The organism is Ruminococcus sp. RTP21204st1_B2_RTP21204_210225 (assembly GCF_040914135.1).
Lineage (GTDB): Bacteria > Bacillota > Clostridia > Oscillospirales > Ruminococcaceae > Hominimerdicola > Hominimerdicola aceti.
Window position 1 is genome coordinate 15737 of sequence record NZ_JBCPGA010000026.1, and the last position, 18129, is coordinate 33865.

Annotated in this window: 14 protein-coding genes, 1 tRNA gene and 1 CRISPR repeat array; of the genes, 7 read left to right on the forward strand and 8 right to left on the reverse strand. The window is 40.0% G+C overall.

The genetic code is table 11. The features are described 5' to 3' along the window. Window positions 1–6 precede the first annotated feature (6 nt). The 5 genes from AB5123_RS09610 to AB5123_RS09630 are packed head-to-tail and all read right to left on the reverse strand — an operon-like array spanning window position 7 to window position 4207. Window positions 7–1080 (reverse strand): extracellular solute-binding protein, encoded by a 1074-nt coding sequence (locus AB5123_RS09610; protein ID WP_337811974.1) that lies wholly within the window; start codon window positions 1078–1080, stop codon window positions 7–9. Window position 1081: 1 nt separating this feature from the next. Next, window positions 1082–1864, reverse strand: a complete 783-nt coding sequence (locus AB5123_RS09615) for an ABC transporter permease (protein WP_195388583.1) — start codon at window positions 1862–1864, stop codon at window positions 1082–1084. Beyond that, on the reverse strand, window positions 1865–2728 hold the full coding sequence (locus AB5123_RS09620; protein WP_337811975.1) for an ABC transporter permease subunit: 864 nt from the start codon (window positions 2726–2728) through the stop codon (window positions 1865–1867). Beyond that, window positions 2729–3850, reverse strand: coding sequence for an ABC transporter ATP-binding protein (locus tag AB5123_RS09625; RefSeq protein ID WP_368364746.1), 1122 nt, complete (start codon window positions 3848–3850; stop codon window positions 2729–2731). Between the two features lie 18 nt (window positions 3851–3868). Continuing rightward, a complete protein-coding gene (locus AB5123_RS09630; protein WP_022288052.1) occupies window positions 3869–4207 on the reverse strand; it encodes a P-II family nitrogen regulator in 339 nt (112 codons plus the stop codon). 296 nt (window positions 4208–4503) lie between these two features. Here AB5123_RS09630 and AB5123_RS09635 point away from each other — a divergent pair, with 296 nt between their 5' ends. The 6 genes from AB5123_RS09635 to AB5123_RS09660 all read left to right on the forward strand — a co-directional run bounded on the left by AB5123_RS09635 (window position 4504) and on the right by AB5123_RS09660 (window position 11812). After that, window positions 4504–5997, forward strand: coding sequence for a M81 family metallopeptidase (locus AB5123_RS09635; protein WP_337812478.1), 1494 nt, complete (start codon window positions 4504–4506; stop codon window positions 5995–5997). A 308-nt stretch (window positions 5998–6305) separates the two neighbouring features. Next, window positions 6306–7328 (forward strand): glycoside hydrolase family 5 protein, encoded by a 1023-nt coding sequence (locus tag AB5123_RS09640; protein WP_195249861.1) that lies wholly within the window; start codon window positions 6306–6308, stop codon window positions 7326–7328. A gap of 421 nt (window positions 7329–7749) precedes the next feature. Continuing rightward, window positions 7750–8607 (forward strand): hypothetical protein, encoded by an 858-nt coding sequence (locus AB5123_RS09645; RefSeq protein ID WP_368364747.1) that lies wholly within the window; start codon window positions 7750–7752, stop codon window positions 8605–8607. Between the two features lie 17 nt (window positions 8608–8624). Further along, the gene (locus AB5123_RS09650) at window positions 8625–10049 is read left to right on the forward strand and encodes an ABC transporter substrate-binding protein (RefSeq protein ID WP_022288049.1); all 1425 of its coding nucleotides are present in this window, start codon (window positions 8625–8627) and stop codon (window positions 10047–10049) included. A gap of 119 nt (window positions 10050–10168) precedes the next feature. Next, window positions 10169–10930: a helix-turn-helix domain-containing protein gene (locus tag AB5123_RS09655; protein ID WP_117864394.1), complete on the forward strand. Its 762-nt coding sequence runs from the start codon at window positions 10169–10171 to the stop codon at window positions 10928–10930. A gap of 114 nt (window positions 10931–11044) precedes the next feature. Continuing rightward, window positions 11045–11812 carry a glycoside hydrolase family 16 protein gene (locus tag AB5123_RS09660; RefSeq protein WP_081856063.1) on the forward strand — a complete coding sequence of 256 codons (768 nt, stop codon included), beginning with the start codon at window positions 11045–11047 and terminating at the stop codon, window positions 11810–11812. 228 nt (window positions 11813–12040) lie between these two features. On the opposite strand, the gene AB5123_RS09665 is transcribed toward AB5123_RS09660, so the two are convergent. Continuing rightward, complete coding sequence (locus AB5123_RS09665) at window positions 12041–13219, reverse strand: hypothetical protein (protein WP_347503867.1); 1179 nt, start codon at window positions 13217–13219, stop codon at window positions 12041–12043. 491 nt (window positions 13220–13710) lie between these two features. After that, window positions 13711–14009: direct repeats of the CRISPR family, unit length 28 nt; unit sequence ACTGGTGCGAATTTGCACTAGTCTAAAA. A gap of 81 nt (window positions 14010–14090) precedes the next feature. Between AB5123_RS09665 and cas13d the strand changes: the two genes are divergently transcribed. Next, window positions 14091–16850: a type VI-D CRISPR-associated RNA-guided ribonuclease Cas13d gene (gene cas13d / locus AB5123_RS09670; RefSeq protein ID WP_368364748.1), complete on the forward strand. Its 2760-nt coding sequence runs from the start codon at window positions 14091–14093 to the stop codon at window positions 16848–16850. A 223-nt stretch (window positions 16851–17073) separates the two neighbouring features. Here cas13d and AB5123_RS09675 read toward each other — a convergent pair whose 3' ends face one another. Together AB5123_RS09675 and AB5123_RS09680 are read right to left on the reverse strand one after the other, a co-directional pair. Beyond that, entirely contained in the window at window positions 17074–17319 is a 246-nt protein-coding gene (locus AB5123_RS09675; protein WP_278645595.1) for a hypothetical protein, read from the reverse strand. 583 nt (window positions 17320–17902) lie between these two features. Beyond that, window positions 17903–17979 (reverse strand) — tRNA-Pro (locus AB5123_RS09680). Window positions 17980–18129 lie beyond the last annotated feature (150 nt).

Consider the following 18129-nt stretch of genomic DNA (forward strand, 5'->3'; position numbering starts at 1 on the left):
CACTCCTTAGTTTGACATGATCTTATTCCATTGTTCATCATATGCGGAAAGTGCGTCAGTAGGGATGTCCGAATTGAGAATGTATGATTTTTTATCATCAGGGATCTCAAACATACCTTCTATTTTCTTATAATCATCGGAAACATAATTCAGCGCTTCCTCATTATTTGATATAGCAGGGTATGTATTCAAACACTCTGCATAAATTTTAGGGTCGCATATATAATCAATAAACTTTTCAGCATTCTTACTGTTAGGCGATTGCTTTCCAATAACCCAATACTGTGTGCATTGCATAAATGTCTGGTCTTCTACCTTGAGGTAATCAAGATCAGGGTCATCAAGAAGCGCCCTTGAAGCGTCACTTGCAAATGTAAGAGCGACACTGCATTCGCCATTTTTCACAGAAGAACTTGGTGTTGCACCGTCGAACACCTTTACGTTCGCAGTAAGCTTCTTGACCCATTCTGTTGCTTCAGCAATCTCCTTTTCGTCTGTAGAGGAGTCTGAATATCCAAGGTGCATAAGTGCTGACGGATACCACATGAACGAATAAGGCATTGTAACGATCTGACCACGAAGCTTTTCATCAAGAAGATCATCCATTTTTGTGATAGTGACAGGACAGGTCTTTGTGTTGTATATCCAAGTGTAACCGCCGGTGGTGTTATATGGAATAGAGTACTTCTTGTCATTGTCATTCAGTGAGATATCACATTTATCTGTAGAAATATATTTGCTGTTTGGAATATCTTCATAGCTTGTTTCTTGAAGCATATCTGCATCGATAAGTGCGTGCAGAGTAGAAATAGCAGGCTGACCAATATCATAACCCTTGGGATCTTCTGACCACTTGGTATAGATGAGAGTATCATTGTCAACATAGTCGATATTACACTTTATGCCTGTTTCTTTTTCAAAGCTGTCAATAACAGATTGAGGGACATAGTCAGGGTAGAGAATCATATTAAGTTCTTTTGTGTCGCCTTTGTTGCCTGAATTGTTTCCGCAGGAAGCCAGTCCGGTTGTTGCCGCCAATACCAATGCTGCTGTCAACGCCAAAAATTTTCTTCTTTTCATTTTACTTTCCTCTTTTCTTTTTTATTGCAATAGCCGCGGTAGCTATAAGCATTACCGCAAGTATTATGGTGAACAATGCGTTATATTCAGGTGAGATACCTACCTTCAGATTTGAGTATATTTTTACAGGAAGTGTGGTATATCCCGTGTTGCTGAGAAAATTTGATACGATAAGATCGTCAAATGACAGCGAGAATGCCATAAGTCCGCCAGTAAAAATACCTGGAAGTATCATAGGACAGATGATGTGTATGAATGTATATATCTGGTTTGCACCAAGGTCAAGTGAAGCTTCTTCTATAGAAACATCATAGTCTGCAAATCTTGACTTGAGCGTAACAATAATATACGGAAGAATGAATATAGTATGCGCACATACCATAACCCCAAAGCCTTTTGATATGCCAGCTGCACCTGTAAGCCCAAGAAATGCTACCGCTATAACTATTTCTGGGATCACCATAGGTACAAAAACCATAAAATTCAGAAACGAACGGCCCTTGAATTTAAGCCTGCAAAGCGCATATGCACCAAGGGTGCCGATAAAGATAGCGGCAAGCGTACTTATTACTGCCAGTGTAAGTGAGTTTATAAGTACTTGGATCATTTCACTATCAGAAAACAGTTTGCTGTAATAATCAAGCGTGAAGCTTTCCCAATGCTGATTTGAAGGCAGGCTGTTGAATGAAAATGCGATCATAACTATTACAGGGATAAATACAAACACATATATCAGCATAACATAAGCATTCGTTATTTTATTTACAAGTTTGCTGTTTTTCATTTACATCGCCCCCAAATCATCAAGGTTTCCTATCCTACTGTAAAGATAAAGCATAAGCAGAATGAATATTACAACGCACACTGAGAGTGCTGCACCGAGAGGCCAGTTCCTTGCACTGAGAAATTGGTTGCATATAATGTTACCTATCATATATACTGTTCCACCGCCGATAACATCTGTAATAAAATATGTGCCTATAGCAGGAACAAAAAGAATGATAAATGCTGCGATTATTCCCGGAAAAGTCATAGGGAGAATTACCTTTATGAAGGTCTTTATCTTGCCTGCTCCAAGGTCATAAGACGCCTCGATAGTTGCTTCGTCAAGTTTTTCTATAGATGAATATAACGGCATTACTGCAAACGGCAGAAGATATTGTACAAACCCAATTGTGATCGAGCCGTTTGTATAAAGTATCTGCAAAGGTGAGCTTATGATATGAAGCTTCATAAGAGCAGTATTTATCAAGCCAGATGAATTAAACATTATAACAAGGCTATATAGTCTTGCAAGGCTACTGGTGTAAACAGGTATCATGAGCAGAAACATAAGCAGCTTGCCTGATTTTTTCCACTTTCTTGCCACAATAAAGGTAAATGGATATCCAAGCAATATGCATAATACAGAACTTTTAAGAGCCATACATATTGATCTTCCTACGGCTTTGAGATAAGTAAAATCTGCAAGAGACTCATAAGCGTCAACTGTAAATCTTCTGATAGTGCCGCCGTATGCGCCACGTCCCATAAAACTCATTGCTCCAACATATAAAAGTGGAAGTACCACCAGCAGCAGAAGTGCCAAAGTTAGTGGGAGAATATATACAAGTGCCGTGAAATTGAACCTGCTGCGTGATGTTGTCATTTACTGCACCCCCCGCAATGTGTCAAAATTTTCGGCCATAGGGCCTGTCGGATTTTTGATCATTACAGCGTCCTTTGCGTCCCATTCAAGATATACCTTGTCACCGATATTTATATCGTTGTAGGAAGCAATGTCTGCAACTTTTATCTCGTGTCCGTTAGAAAGCACGGCAATATGTTTCATCATATTGCCAGTAAATATCTGCTCCTTTATCTCGGCTGGCAGTGAATTGCCGCTTCCTGCTTTTCTTGTGATCCGTACTTTTTCTGGACGAATGCAAACATATACCATTTGTCCTGCAACATAACCATCACCGCTGCACAGGATGTTTCCACTTTCGATCGCAACTGTGCAGTTGTCGCTATTTCTGTCCTTTACTACGCCCTCGAAGATATTTGACTCACCGATAAATTCTGCAACATATTTTGTTTTTGGCTTCATATAAAGTTCCTTTGGGGAACAGACCTGTTCAAGTATGCCCTTGTGCATTACAGCAATCCTGTCACTCATCGTCAGAGCCTCTTCCTGATCGTGAGTGATGTATATAAATGTTATGCCAAGCTTTTTCTGCATTGTTTTCAATTCCAGCTGCATCTGCTTTCTGAGATTAAGGTCAAGAGCCCCCAATGGTTCGTCAAGCAACAATACCTTTGGATTATTGATGAGTGCTCTTGCAATAGATACACGCTGTTTTTGTCCGCCTGAAAGCTGAGCAGGCTTCCTTTTTTCATATCCGTCTAACCTGATAAGCGAAAGCATATGTGAAACACTTTCGTGTATCTCTGCTTTGGAAACTTTTTTTAATTTCAGACCATATGCAATGTTGTCATAAACGCTAAGATGAGGAAACAAAGCATAACTTTGAAAAGCCGTATTTACTTGCCTTTTATAAGGCGGAACACCTATCACGGAGCTGCCGTCGATACAAATATCGCCGGAGGAAACGTCCTCAAAGCCAGCTATCATACGCAGCGTGGTGGTTTTGCCGCAGCCAGAAGCTCCAAGAATAGTCAAAAACTCGCCCTCATAAATATCCAGATCAATATTCTTGACGACCTTGACATCATTGTCATATGTTTTTGATATGCCTTTTAAGGACACTATTACTTTTTTATCTTTCATAGTTACCTCTCTTACTGCTTACAAAGCATTTTCTCCACATTCTCCTGTACGGATTCTCATGGCATCTTCGATGTTAGATACAAATACCTTGCCATCGCCGTGTGTTCCTGTACCAATCTCATTGTAGATGTCGTTCATAATGAGCTTTAGCTCACTGTCTTTTACAACTGTCATAACATATATCTTAGGGAGAAGATTAGTTGCAACATCATCATTTTCAGCTTTGCTGATATGACCTTTCTGACGTCCACAACCCATTACTGAATAAACGGTGAGACCAAGGCAATTGTGATTGACAAGGATCTTCTTGATAATCTCTAGCTTTTCCGTTCTTGTGATAATTTCGATTTTTTTCATGTAATCCAACCTCCTGAATAAAAAAGACGCCATTTGCCTTTAAAAAGGAAATAACGTCTTTGTTCTTTGAAATATTCTGTTTTGTCTTTCTATGCCCTAAGTATATCACAATAAACAAGATTAATCAAGTTGTGCAAGTTACAAATAATGTTGTTGCGAGTGCACAATAATCAGTAATTGTGCAAAAAACACAGAGACAATTGTGGTGTTATGACCTTGAAATCTCTTTTATAATTTAATATAATTTTTATAAGGTAATGTTAAACCCTTAATAATGACTATTGGAGATGATTTTTATGAGAGCGGCGGTAGGCGGCTTTTTTCACGAAACAAATACATTCTGTGCTATACGCACAGACCTTGACAGCTTTAAAGCTCGTGATTACATTGATACTGATGATGTTAAGGAGTTTACGGAGTATTTCAACGACGCTCGTGAGATAACGGGCTTTTTGAGGACATTGGCAAAGTATAATGATGATGTATTACCTCTGCCAGCTGCGTTTGCTACGCCGTCGGGACTTATTGAAAAAGATGTATATGTCGCTATAAAAGAGAGAATGCTTGAAAGGATCGCTTTTACTAAGCCTGATGTTGTGTTTCTCAATCTCCATGGTGCAGCAGTAGTTGAAGGCTTTGATGATTGTGAGGGGGACTTGCTCAGCTCAATCAAGGCACTTGTTGGAGAAGGTACGCCGATATATGCTGTACTTGACCTGCACGCAAATGTATCTCCTCTTATGGTGAAGAATGCAGAACTTCTTCTGGGTTATAATACAGAACCTCACGTTGATATAAGGAAACGTGAATCGGAATGTGTGGAGATATATCATAGACAGCTTGAAGAAGGCTTTGTAATGAAAACGGCATATGCTCAGCCACCGCTCCTTTTGCCTGCGATCAATACAGATACAAATGGTGGTGCTATGACGCCATTTATAGCCCAAGCTTTTGAATATGAGAAACAGGCAGGCGTTATCAATGTATCACCATTTGCAGGCTTTTATGGCTCTGACAAATATAATGCAGGTCCGTCTATTATTTGTACGGTGACAACAGATGTATCCGATGCACAGGCGATATGTAATGACATATCAAATATGTTTATAGACAAAAAAGATAGTTTCTTTGTGCACCTTGATCCACTTGACAAAATAATATGCACAATAAAGAGTGCACCTTCAAAGAAATATGCCGTTATCGATGAATGTGATGACCCGCTCGGCGGCGGTCCTGCTGATGGTACTTATATTCTTGATAAACTTATTGAGGGCGGTATAAATAAAATAGGGGTATCAACTATCTGTGATAGAGAGATCACGGAAATGGCTTTTGCAGCAGGAGAGGGTGCTGTTATAAAGGGACTTCTTGGTGGAAAAACTGATAATAAGCACGGACGACCTTTACCGATAACGGCGGTGGTCACTAAACTCATTTGCAAACCAATACCAATGTGCGAAGCTAATGGTGAAGAATTTGCAGATTATGGGGAAACATATACTGATTATGGTCGCATAGCTGTTATTAGCACGGAACAAGCAGATATTGTTGTAACTGAAAATAAAGTTCCAACGGAGATGATAAATATTTTTAGACATCTTGACATTGACAGCAACAAATATTCAGTTCTCGTTCTCAAAGGCTTCGGCCATTCATACAAGACAAATTTTAGCGACAAGGAATATGTATATTTTACAGCAGAGAGTATAGGTGTCAATAATCCTGACGTTACAAAAATCGGTGAATTTAAGAAGATAAGAAGACCTGTTTATCCGCTGGATATGAAATAGTATGTTAGCTATGTTTCAAGGTAATTAGATCACAGATAACTATAAAAGAAGTCACCGCCGCAGGTCACATTAATTCGTGACCTGCGGCGGTCTTGCATTATTTTATGTACAGTCTATCCGCTAATCTGAGGAGTGCAATTTTATATGTGCAACGTAATGCATGTCAATAGTTTAGATAATTATTTTTAAAACGTCATAAGAACGTTACGATTTTTACACGAATATTAAAATTATGATATAATTTTCGATCGCATAGTGCTAAAATATAGCTGTAAGCAAAACGTATATCAGAAAGGACGGTTAAAAATATGAGAAGATTTAATGGCTATATGCACGGCATCGATATCGGAGGCTGGCTGTCACAATGCGATTACAGTAAGGAACATCTTGATAATTTTATTACAGAGGAGGACATCAAGCGTATAAAGGGCTGGGGCTGCGACCACGTTAGAGTGCCTGTGGATTATAATATCTTTCAGGACGAAAACGGCTTTATAGAGAGCGGCTTCGACTATGTTCAGAAGTGTATCGATTGGTGCGGAAATAACGGTATCAATATGATACTTGACCTCCATAAGACAATGGGCTTTTTCTTTGACAAGGCTCAGGCTGAAAGCGGATTCTTTGATAACGCTGAGCTTCAGCAGAAATTCTATGACCTTTGGGAAGAGTTTGCAAAGCGTTTCAGCAAATATTCTGACAGGGTCTCTTTTGAACTTCTCAATGAGGTAACTGATCCTAAGTTCAGCAAAAAGTGGAATGCTATCGTTGAAAATGCCATAAAGCTTATTAGAAAATACAGCTCTGATATAAATATTATTGTGGGCAGCTACTGGAACAACTCTATTGATTCAATGAAAGACCTTGATAAGCCTTATGACGAGCATATAGTTTATACTTTCCATTGCTATGACCCATTTCTTTTCACTCATCAGGCTGCCTATTGGGTAGATGAGATGCCGAGAGATTTCAGGATCGATTATCCTGGCAGCGTCCCAAAATACAGAACTGAGATAAAGCGTCTTGGTCTTGAATATATGCAGACATATGAGGAGGTCAAGACAGAGAAATTTACGCCTGATTATTTTATGGGAAGATTTGCTGAGGCTGTAAGGGTCGCAGAGGAAAGAAATGTTCCTATGTATTGTGGCGAATACGGTGTTATAAATCTTGCATCTGCTGAAAATACTCTTAACTGGTACAAGGATATAAGCAGTGCCTTTGAGAAATGTTCTATCGGAAGAGCGGCTTGGTCATACAAGGACGTTGACTATGGCTTTATTGACGGACATCTTGACAGCGTTCTTGATGAACTGGTAAAGTATCTTTAATAGATCATTTCTTAATATAACTCCATTTTTGGACAAGCTCGGTCACGTTTGCCGAGCTTGTTTTTTTATGCTTAGTTTCATAAATTGATGTTTGCTCATAAAATTCTATTTACGATAATTATTTGATATAAATAATTGAATATTGATATAATAATTTTAAAACAAAGCGTATAATATAAACATATTAATTCATAGTCACTTTCTTATAATAACTTCCGAATAAACAGACCTGCTTGAATATCAAGTGGGTCTGTTTTCATATATTTATAATCTTTCATAAATTTGATATTAAACACTTTTATGATATTTATGTTACATTTTTGATATAAACAAAACGTTAACATAGTTATAATATATACAGAAACAACAAAATAAATTGCTTTTAGCAAAAAATTTTATTGAAAAATAGGAGGAAAAGGTTATGAAGATCAAAAAATTTGTAGCAGGTCTTTCAGCAGCGGTTCTCGCAGCAACAATGATGTCAGTTTCTGTTTCGGCAGCAAAGCTTGGCGATGTTGTTCACCCGTCAGAGGAGGACTCAAAAATGAATGACTCATATTACTCTATCGGAGCAATGGGCTTTTATATGGGTCAGGACTGGACCTGGAATCAGGGCGATTGGGTAGGCATCGATGATTTTGGCAAGATAACTGTTGAATATAAGATAAGCAAAGTTGTCACCGACAAGACAATGTCAGGCAAGGGAACTCTTGGAGATATGGGCGTTATGGTGGCTAATCTTCCTGATGGTGTTTATCCTGTGGACGTTAAGATATCTGACGCAAAGTTCGTTGCCGAGGACGGCACAACAACGGTTTTTGATTCGATTAATTCTATCACTTCATTGGACGAGGACCCAGAGGGTGGAATAAGAATACATATCAGACCAACTGAAGAAGTCGATGAGGAAACAGGCGAGGTAACAAAGAAATCTCGTCCTGAGGTCGCAGGCTGGGAGAAGGAAGGCGCTTTCAACGGCGGCACACTTTCAATGACGCTTGATTTCGGTGTTGCATCTGCCGAGGGCGGAGATTCAAAAACAGATGCTTCAAAGGTAGATTCAAAGTCTGATGCTTCAAGCTCAAAGGCTGATACGTCAAAGAAAGACGCTTCTTCATCTAAGGCAGATGCAGGCAAGACTTCTGCAGCAGCGGCTACATCTTCAAAAGCATCTGACGATACATCTAAGGCAGCAGAAACAGGTGCGGCTGTTGGCGGAGCATTTGCTGTTATCGCTCTTGCCGGCACAGCAGTGATCGTTGCAAAGAGAAGAAAGTAATATTCGGAGGTATGGCTATGAATAATGCAAAAAGAGTTTTGACATTTGCCCTTGCTGTTTGCTCGCTTTCAGCATTTGCATCTTGCGGAAGTTCAAGTGATTCATCAAGCAAGGTAGTTGACAAAAAGCTTAAGGAAGATCAGCAGCAGATAGTTCAAAGACTTGCTGATGATATGAAAGATGTGAGAGATCTCAAAAGCAACGAAATAAAGTGGTTTTCACATTGGGATATCAACCCTACTGAGGCAGAGGACAAGGAGATAGGCGCTGACCTTGCTTTGTTCAAGACAAAGTATAATGGTAAGATAAACTGGGTGCAGACCACTTGGGAAACTAAGTTTGACGATCTTGCGGCACTTGTAATGTCAAATGATTCACCTGATTTCATCGGTGCTGATGATATGGACGTTTTCCCTAAGGGTGCTATAAAGTCAATGATAGAGCCTATTGACGATTATATCGATCTTTCAAAGCCTCTTTGGACAGACATAAAGGGTGCGACAGATCAGTTTATGCTTGGCGATAAGCATTATGTGAGCGTTATCAGAACAGACCCTGCATATGTTTTTGTATACAACAAGCAGACAATGGAAGATAACGGCTATGACGATCCTGCTGAGCTTTTCAAAGAAGGCAAGTGGAACTGGGATACATTCACAGAAATGTGTCTTGATTTTACTGACGCTGAAAGCGATAAATACGCTCTCGACGGCTGGTATTATGAAAAGGCTTTGCAGCAGTCTTCAGGTGTGCCGCTCATCGGTATCACAGACGGCAAGCTTGTAAACAATATTTCTGACCCTATGATAGCAAAGGCTCAGAATATGATGTATGAGCTGCAGAAGAACAATGTTGTTTATCCAAAGCACGAGAATAACTGGAAACTCAGAGGCGACGCAGAGGGAAGCGGAATGGCAACAGGTCTGACGCTTTTCTATCCTATCGGACTTTGGGCACTTGAGAATGCTCCGTCAACAACTGTAAACTATGGTGATGTATCAAAGGGAGAGGTAATGTTCGTTCCTGTTCCTTGCTCAGCTGATAGCGATAAACAGTATATCCCTTCAAGAGTACATGGCTTTAGCATTGTTAAAAACGCTCAAAATCCTGAGGGCGTGGCAGCTTTCCTTGAATGCTGCCGTTATGCAGAGCTTGACGAGGCTGCACATCAGATAACCCTTGATCAGTACAAGGACGATTACGGCTGGACAGATGAGATGCTTGAAATGAGAGAAACTATCTATGATCTGTCTGCACAGAATCCTGTATTTGACTTTGAACAGGGCGTATCTGCCGACCTTAACTCTATCTGCGATACTGCCATAAGAGGAACAATGAATCCGCAGGAGTCAAAGAGCTGGTCACAGGTCGTTCAGGAAAATGAAAAGGCTATAGATTATCTCATCGACGAGGCTATGACTTCAATGAAAGAGGCTAAATAATATCTAATTATCAGAAAAAAGGGCGGCAGGGTGATTTGCCGTCCTTTTTCTATAAATATGAGGCTTTACTTGTGTCTGTAAATATGATATAATAAGCTAAAAAGCAGGGGGTGAAAGCTATGGAAATAAACAGAGAATTGTCTAAGCGGCAGTTTATGCAAAAGGAAAATGACTATCATCATTCACCATATGAAACGGAACTGGAATTTTATTCTGCGGTGCGGGAGGGCGACCTTGAAACGGTCAAACGTTTGTATACGCCGCTGGATACAAACGGAAAGGGCAGACTCAGCAAAGACGACCTTAGAAACGTCAAGTATCATCTTGTCATAACCATAGCTATGCTGTGCAGGTTTTGCATTGAGGGTGGACTTGACCCGGAAACTGCGTATACCATAAGCGATATATACATTAATAAATGTGATGAGTGCCGCAATGAAGAAAGCGTTATGGCTGTACACAAAGAAGTCATCGTTTATTATACAAAGCAAATGAAAAAGGCTGCGTCACAGAACGTTTACTCAAAGCATATCCTTATGTGCTTTGACTGCATTTTCGATAATATTTACAAGGGCGTGACCGTCAATCAGATAGCTGATGAACTGAACATAACGCCTCAGTATCTTTCAAAGCTTTTCAGAGAGGAAGTTGGCGTAAAGATCTCTGATTTCATTATGTCAAAAAGGATACAGGCGGCTGAAAATATGCTGAGATATTCTGAATATAGTCCGCTTGATATAGCCAATTATCTTGCTTTCAGCTCGCACAGCCATTTTATTGCCTGCTTTAAGAAACAGACAGGACTTACGCCGAAACAGTATAGAGATCAGTTTTTCCGTGCAAACTGGAACAAGCATAGCACAAGCAGATCGAAAATATAAGTTGATGTTAATAATCTGATATTTGCATTACTTTTCTGATATAAATATCACATTTGTTGAATTATAATACTTATAGAAGATAAAATTCTGATATTTATTCGGAGGTAATGAAAAATGAAAAAAGTTTTGGCTATGTCGATTCTCACAATGATAGTTATGTCTATGGGTGGCTGCGGTGCTTCATCTGACAGCAGTTCTTCGCAAGATGTCAGCAGCAAGGCGGAAACGGAAAGCAATTCTCCATACACTGTTGAGGCAGATTTCAGCAAGGGTGCGTCAAATGATTTTTCCATTTCAGCAGGCTGGTCAAATGGTGATCCGTTCAACTGTTCGTGGAGCGAAGATAACGTAACTTTCAATGACGGAAAAATGCAGCTTACCATTGACAGTATGGGCGATTCCGAAGCGTACAGAGGCGGCGAGTATCGTTCAAAGGAGAACTATGGCTATGGACTTTATGAGGTTTCAATGAAAGCCATAAAGAATGACGGCGTTGTATCATCGTTCTTTACATACACAGGTCCATCGGAGGATAATCCTTGGGACGAAATAGATGTTGAAGTCCTTGGCAAGGATACAACAAAGGTGCAGTTCAATTACTACACCAATGGTGTTGGCAAGCACGAATATATGTATGATCTTGGCTTTGACGCTTCTGAGGATTTTCACACTTACGCATTTGAGTGGAAAGAGGACAGCATAACTTGGTATGTTGACGGAAAGGAAGCATACAAGGCTACTGAAAATCTGCCTGTTACGCCTGGTAAAATAATGATGAATGCGTGGAACGGCATTGGCGTTGACAGCTGGCTGAAAGCCTTTGACGGCACAGTTCCGCTTACAGCGGAATATGAGTGGGCAAGGTTTACGGCAGAAAAGTAAAGTGATCCGCATATTACGCTTGCGTTTATGTCTTGATTTTTTTAGTTAATGATATTGATATTTGAAACGACCCCGTTTGCTAGGTCAAAAAGTCTAGCGAATGGGGTCGGTTTATTTTACAAAGATAAATTTCATATATTCACTCTTCTCATGAGCCTGACTATTTATGATATCATGAGTATATTTCTGTATAGGGGTGTTTTTTTGCTATAATTTTCATTTATATTCTCACATCTCAACTTCTCGGTTATACGCCTCTGCCCCCTCGACATACAGCGTTCTCATTTCTTCAAACGAGTCGCTTGGGGATAGGATAACGCCGTCTTTGCCGAACTTATTGAAATAGTATTTGACTTGGATAGGCGGGGAGATGAACTCGTTGACAGTGTTGGGCTTGGGCTTTTCATTGCCTTTCAGTATGGGGCGCTGATAGAGTATTTTGCCGAACATTTCAACGCCTTTTTCGGTGAGGTACACTTTGGAGATATCGCTCTCATCACTGCCAAAACGTGGGTCGCTGAGTAGGTGCTTCACGGACTTGACGTGACCCTCTTTCAGCCGTTCGTATTCGGTGACGGAGGAGTATTCCTTTTGGCTGAGCTTTTCTGCGATGCTTAGTCCGCTCAATCTGCTTATGCGATAGCTGTCGGCTTTGAACTCTTTGCCTGCGCTTTTTTCGTCGGACAGGCAGACAAGATAATTATACATCTTATATTCGTCGCTGACGATACGGTAGGGGATAAGCCTTATGCGGCGCTTTTCACGGCTGTACATATTAGAATATGCGTAAATGAAGCTGTAATATCTGCTGCCGTTTTGTTTGATGACTTCATTTATTTTTATGATATTGTCGGCGAAAATGAGCCTTTCACGTTCGCAATCTGACAGCAGGGCATAGTCCTCATACACGGCTTTCAGAAATCTTCTTAGGGTCAAGCTGTACACCTTGTTTTCATAATAAAGGTCATCACTGCTCAGTGTATCGTAAAGGTCACGGCATATGCTGAGCCTTACTCGCACTGCATTTTCGGTCTTGGTCTTTTCGTATTTTGCAGAGAGCTTTGAGATAAGATAGCTTTTTATTATCTTCTTGCTTTTATCATCAAGGCCGTCATCGATCTCCTCGATCTGCCATTTTACGAATGCGTTCAGAAGCGGGATACCAATATATTTATAGTTATCGCCACTTTTGTATTTTAATGATGCGATATATGCTGAATCAAATATACTTGTGAGAAATGAGGACATTGATACGCTGCCGTTAGGGGAAAGGCTTGTTTCAAATATGGACTTGTCCTTGATAATGACGGAATAAGCAGAGGGTGAGAGGGGTATGGATTGCACCTCTGCGATATATGGTACGCCGCCCTCACGCTTGGGCAGAAATGTGCTTGGGGTCATGCTCATTTTTATCACCTCTTGTATCCATTATATCACAAATGTACTTTTTGTCAATATCATAGAAAATTATTTTGTTGAAATTGTGATATAAATGCCGTAAAAACGTGATAAATGTGCAAAAACATAGACAAAAAAGTTTTTGAAAATTACACTTTTGTTGACGATGATAAGGTGGTATAATGTATACAGAACAAAGGACAGGAGGTGATAAAAATGGGAAAGACGATCCTTACGACTATCCTTATAGCCGTACTTGACTGCGCTATCGCAGCTGTCAAGGAGCTTGGGGACTGAGATGAATTTACAACAGACAGGAGGTGATGAAAATGCTTTATGTAAAACAGCCACTTTCTATTGACATTTGTGTCTGAAAATGGTATAATATATACATTAAAGCGTCGATAAAATAAGTTTGGTGTTTTATTACAGAATATCATTGATTATTTTGTCAACTTTGACCTACTACACTAGTGCAATAGCTTCTCTGTTAGCTCTAGCTACTATACTGGTGCGAATTTGCACTAGTCTAAAACGTTATAGTACTGTTTACCACTCATAAACTCCTACTATACTGGTGCGAATTTGCACTAGTCTAAAATGCTATCTGTGTTACTTTCATAAATTTTTCCCTACTACACTGGTGCGAATTTGCACTAGTCTAAAACTCATTAATAGATTTAGTTTTATCAAGACTGCTACTACACTAGTGCGAATTTGCACTAGTCTAAAACGAAACACCTGTGTTAGGCGTGTCAGGAACTCTACTACATTGGTGCGAATTTGCACCAACTGGCAAAGTCTAACATCAAAAATAACAAATAAAAAATCCCTTAACGCTCAATGCGCTAAGGGATAACTAATATAAGGAGTGATATTTATGGCAAAAAAGAATAAAATGAAGCCTAGAGAGCTGCGTGAGGCTCAGAAAAAAGCCAGACAGCTCAAAGCGGCTGAGATAAATAATAACGCTGCTCCTGCGATCGCTGCCATGCCTGCTGCACAGGTCATTGCACCTGCGGCAGAGAAGAAAAAATCCTCCGTAAAGGCGGCAGGAATGAAGTCTATTCTTGTCAGCGAAAATAAAATGTACATAACCTCTTTCGGCAAGGGCAATTCTGCTGTGCTTGAATATGAGGTGGATAATAATGACTACAACCAAACTCAGCTTTCCTCTGATGGCAGCAGCAATATCGAGCTTCGTGGTGTAAACGAAGTAAACATCACTTTTTCAAGCAAGCATGGCTTTGAGAGCGGAGTGGAGATAAATACTTCAAACCCTACTCACAGAAGCGGTGAAAGCTCGCCTGTAAGAGGGGATATGTTGGGGCTTAAATCGGAGCTTGAAAAGCGCTTTTTCGGCAAGACTTTTGATGATAATATACATATCCAGCTTATTTACAACATTCTGGATATCGAAAAGATACTTGCAGTGTATGTGACGAATATCGTTTATGCACTGAACAATATGCTTGGTGTAAAGGGTTCTGAAAGTTATGATGATTTTATGGGGTATCTTTCTGCCCAAAATACTTATTATATTTTTACTCACCCTGACAAAAGTAATCTTTCCGATAAGGTAAAGGGTAATATCAAGAAAAGCCTTAGCAAGTTTAATGACCTGCTGAAAACTAAGCGTCTTGGCTATTTTGGTCTTGAAGAGCCTAAGACGAAAGATAAAAGAGTTTCGGAGGCATACAAAAAGCGTGTTTATCATATGCTTGCAATTGTGGGGCAGATAAGGCAGAGTGTTTTCCATGATAAGTCAAATGAGCTTGATGAGTACCTTTACAGCTTTATTGACATTATTGATTCCGAATACAGAGACACTCTTGACTATCTTGTAGATGAGAGATTTGATTCTATAAATAAGGGCTTTGTCCAGGGCAACAAGGTCAATATCAGCTTGCTTATTGATATGATGAAAGGCTATGAGGCTGATGATATCATACGCCTTTATTATGATTTCATTGTGCTTAAATCTCAGAAAAATCTCGGTTTTTCTATCAAAAAGCTTCGTGAGAAAATGCTGGACGAATACGGCTTCAGATTTAAGGACAAGCAATATGACTCTGTGCGCTCAAAGATGTACAAGCTTATGGATTTTCTGCTTTTCTGCAACTATTACAGAAATGACGTTGTCGCAGGCGAAGCTCTTGTGCGCAAACTGCGTTTTTCAATGACCGATGATGAAAAAGAGGGGATATATGCTGATGAAGCGGAAAAGCTTTGGGGCAAATTCAGGAATGATTTTGAAAATATCGCCGACCACATGAACGGTGACGTTATCAAGGAGCTTGGCAAGGCTGACATGGATTTTGATGAGAAAATTCTTGACAGCGAAAAGAAGAATGCGTCTGACCTTTTGTATTTCTCCAAAATGATATATATGCTCACATATTTTCTTGACGGCAAGGAGATAAACGATCTTCTTACAACGCTTATCAGCAAGTTTGATAACATCAAGGAGTTTTTGAAGATAATGAAAAGCTCTGCTGTTGATGTTGAGTGTGAGCTTACGGCTGGCTACAAGCTGTTCAATGACAGCCAGAGGATAACCAACGAGCTTTTTATCGTAAAGAACATTGCTTCCATGAGAAAGCCTGCGGCTTCAGCGAAGCTTACGATGTTCCGTGACGCACTGACTATACTCGGTATAGACGACAAGATCACGGACGATAGGATAAGCGAGATTTTAAAACTTAAAGAAAAAGGCAAGGGCATACATGGTCTGAGAAATTTCATAACAAACAATGTTATCGAGTCCTCTCGGTTTGTATACCTTATCAAGTATGCGAACGCTCAGAAGATAAGAGAAGTGGCTGAGAATGAGAAAGTTGTCATGTTTGTTCTTGGGGGTATCCCTGACACGCAGATAGAGCGTTATTACAAGAGTTGTGTGGAATTTCCTGACATGAACAGTCCTTTGGAAGCAAAGCGCAGTGAGCTTGCGAGAATGATAAAGAACATCAGATTTGATGATTTCAAAAATGTGAAACAGCAGGCAAAGGGCAGAGAAAACGTGGCTAAGGAGAGGGCAAAGGCTGTTATCGGGCTTTATCTTACGGTCATGTATCTGCTGGTAAAAAATCTTGTAAATGTCAATGCAAGGTATGTTATTGCGATACACTGCCTTGAACGTGATTTTGGGCTGTATAAGGAGATAATTCCTGAGTTGGCTTCAAAGAACTTGAAAAATGACTACAGGATACTTTCACAGACGCTTTGTGAACTTTGTGATAAGTCGCCGAATTTGTTCTTGAAAAAGAACGAGCGGCTGCGCAAGTGCGTTGAAGTCGATATTAATAATGCAGACAGCAGCATGACAAGAAAATACCGCAACTGTATTGCTCATCTTACTGTAGTTCGTGAACTGAAAGAATACATAGGAGATATTCGTACAGTGGATTCTTACTTCTCCATTTATCATTATGTTATGCAGCGTTGTATCACGAAAAGGGAAGATGACACAAAGCAAGAAGAGAAAATAAAGTATGAGGACGATCTTTTAAAAAATCACGGCTATACGAAAGACTTTGTAAAGGCTCTCAACTCGTCGTTTGGATACAACATTCCGAGGTTTAAAAATCTTTCAATTGAGCAGTTGTTTGACAGGAATGAATATCTTACTGAAAAGTAGCGTAGTGTAGATACCGCCGATCTCTTGGGGGACAGGTGGCGGCGGTGATATTCATTCTTGTAAAAGACGTGGTGGATATTCTGTTTGATTTGTTTTTTTGGAAAGAAGAAGTTGGACAAGTGAAAATCAGAGCGCTGTATGCAATGTGGTGCGGATATCTACAAACGCTTAGCAGCATAAAGCTGTTGGATAAAGACGGCGAGATATCTAAAGGTGTAACAACTCATATCACAAAAGGAGAAGCCAAAAAGCTGATGAAGCTCCTTAAAAAATTAAATATTTTTCGATTTTCTACCTCATCAGCGTCATTAGGGGAATAGTCCCAATCGTCTGTAGAAGCGATAACAACAGTATCGTTCTTAAAGTCAACTATAGCGCCAACACCATATGTAGTGATAAGCTGAGTTTTTCTTATATCTCCAACGGAGATCTTTTTGTCTGAATATGTTGATATGCCATTCTTCTGCATAATCTCTTATTCTAGGCTCGATACTTTCGACACGTTCAAGCATGGTTCGTTTTATCTGCTCTATATCTTTATCATCAGCAGTTTTTCGACGATGACAGCAAAAACCCTGCTCTGACACAGAAAATCATGGACAGCGTATCGAGGCTTTCTGAGAAGAATCAGAAGCTTGTGCTGGAGATTTCGGAGAGGTTGGGGAAAGATTGAATCTATAAAGTGCCTTAATGCTAGTCATAAGGCACTTTTGCTATGTGGAGCATACAAAAAAAGAGTTACGCTTTTCGGTTCCACAAAGCATAACCCTACTTTTTTTTAGGTAATACAAAAACTCCCCCTGCGGCGTTAAGTTCTGATAATAAAAAAAGCCATGACGGACGACGCCCGTCACGGCGAGTGACTGGTCGAGGCGACGGGACGTTGACCAGTGGGTTCAAGCCTGCGTTTCGACCAAAATAAAAAGAGTTACGCTTTTCGGTTTCTCAAAGCATAACCCTACTTTTTTAGGTAATACAAAAACTCCCCCTGCGGCGTTAAGTTCTGATAATAAAAAAAGCCATGACGGACAATGCCCGTCACGGCGAGTGACTGGTCGAGGTGACGGGACTTGAACCCACGGCCTCTGCGTCCCGAACGCAGCGCTCTACCAAACTGAGCCACACCTCGAAATACCACTGTAATATTATATCACACCCATCAAACCTTGTCAAGGCGTTTTTTTGTTTTGTATCCACTTTGCTTGTAGTGCTACAATAGATATTGGACAAAATTAAGAAAAAAGAAAAGAGAGATAGGCAAAAATCTGATAAAATAAAG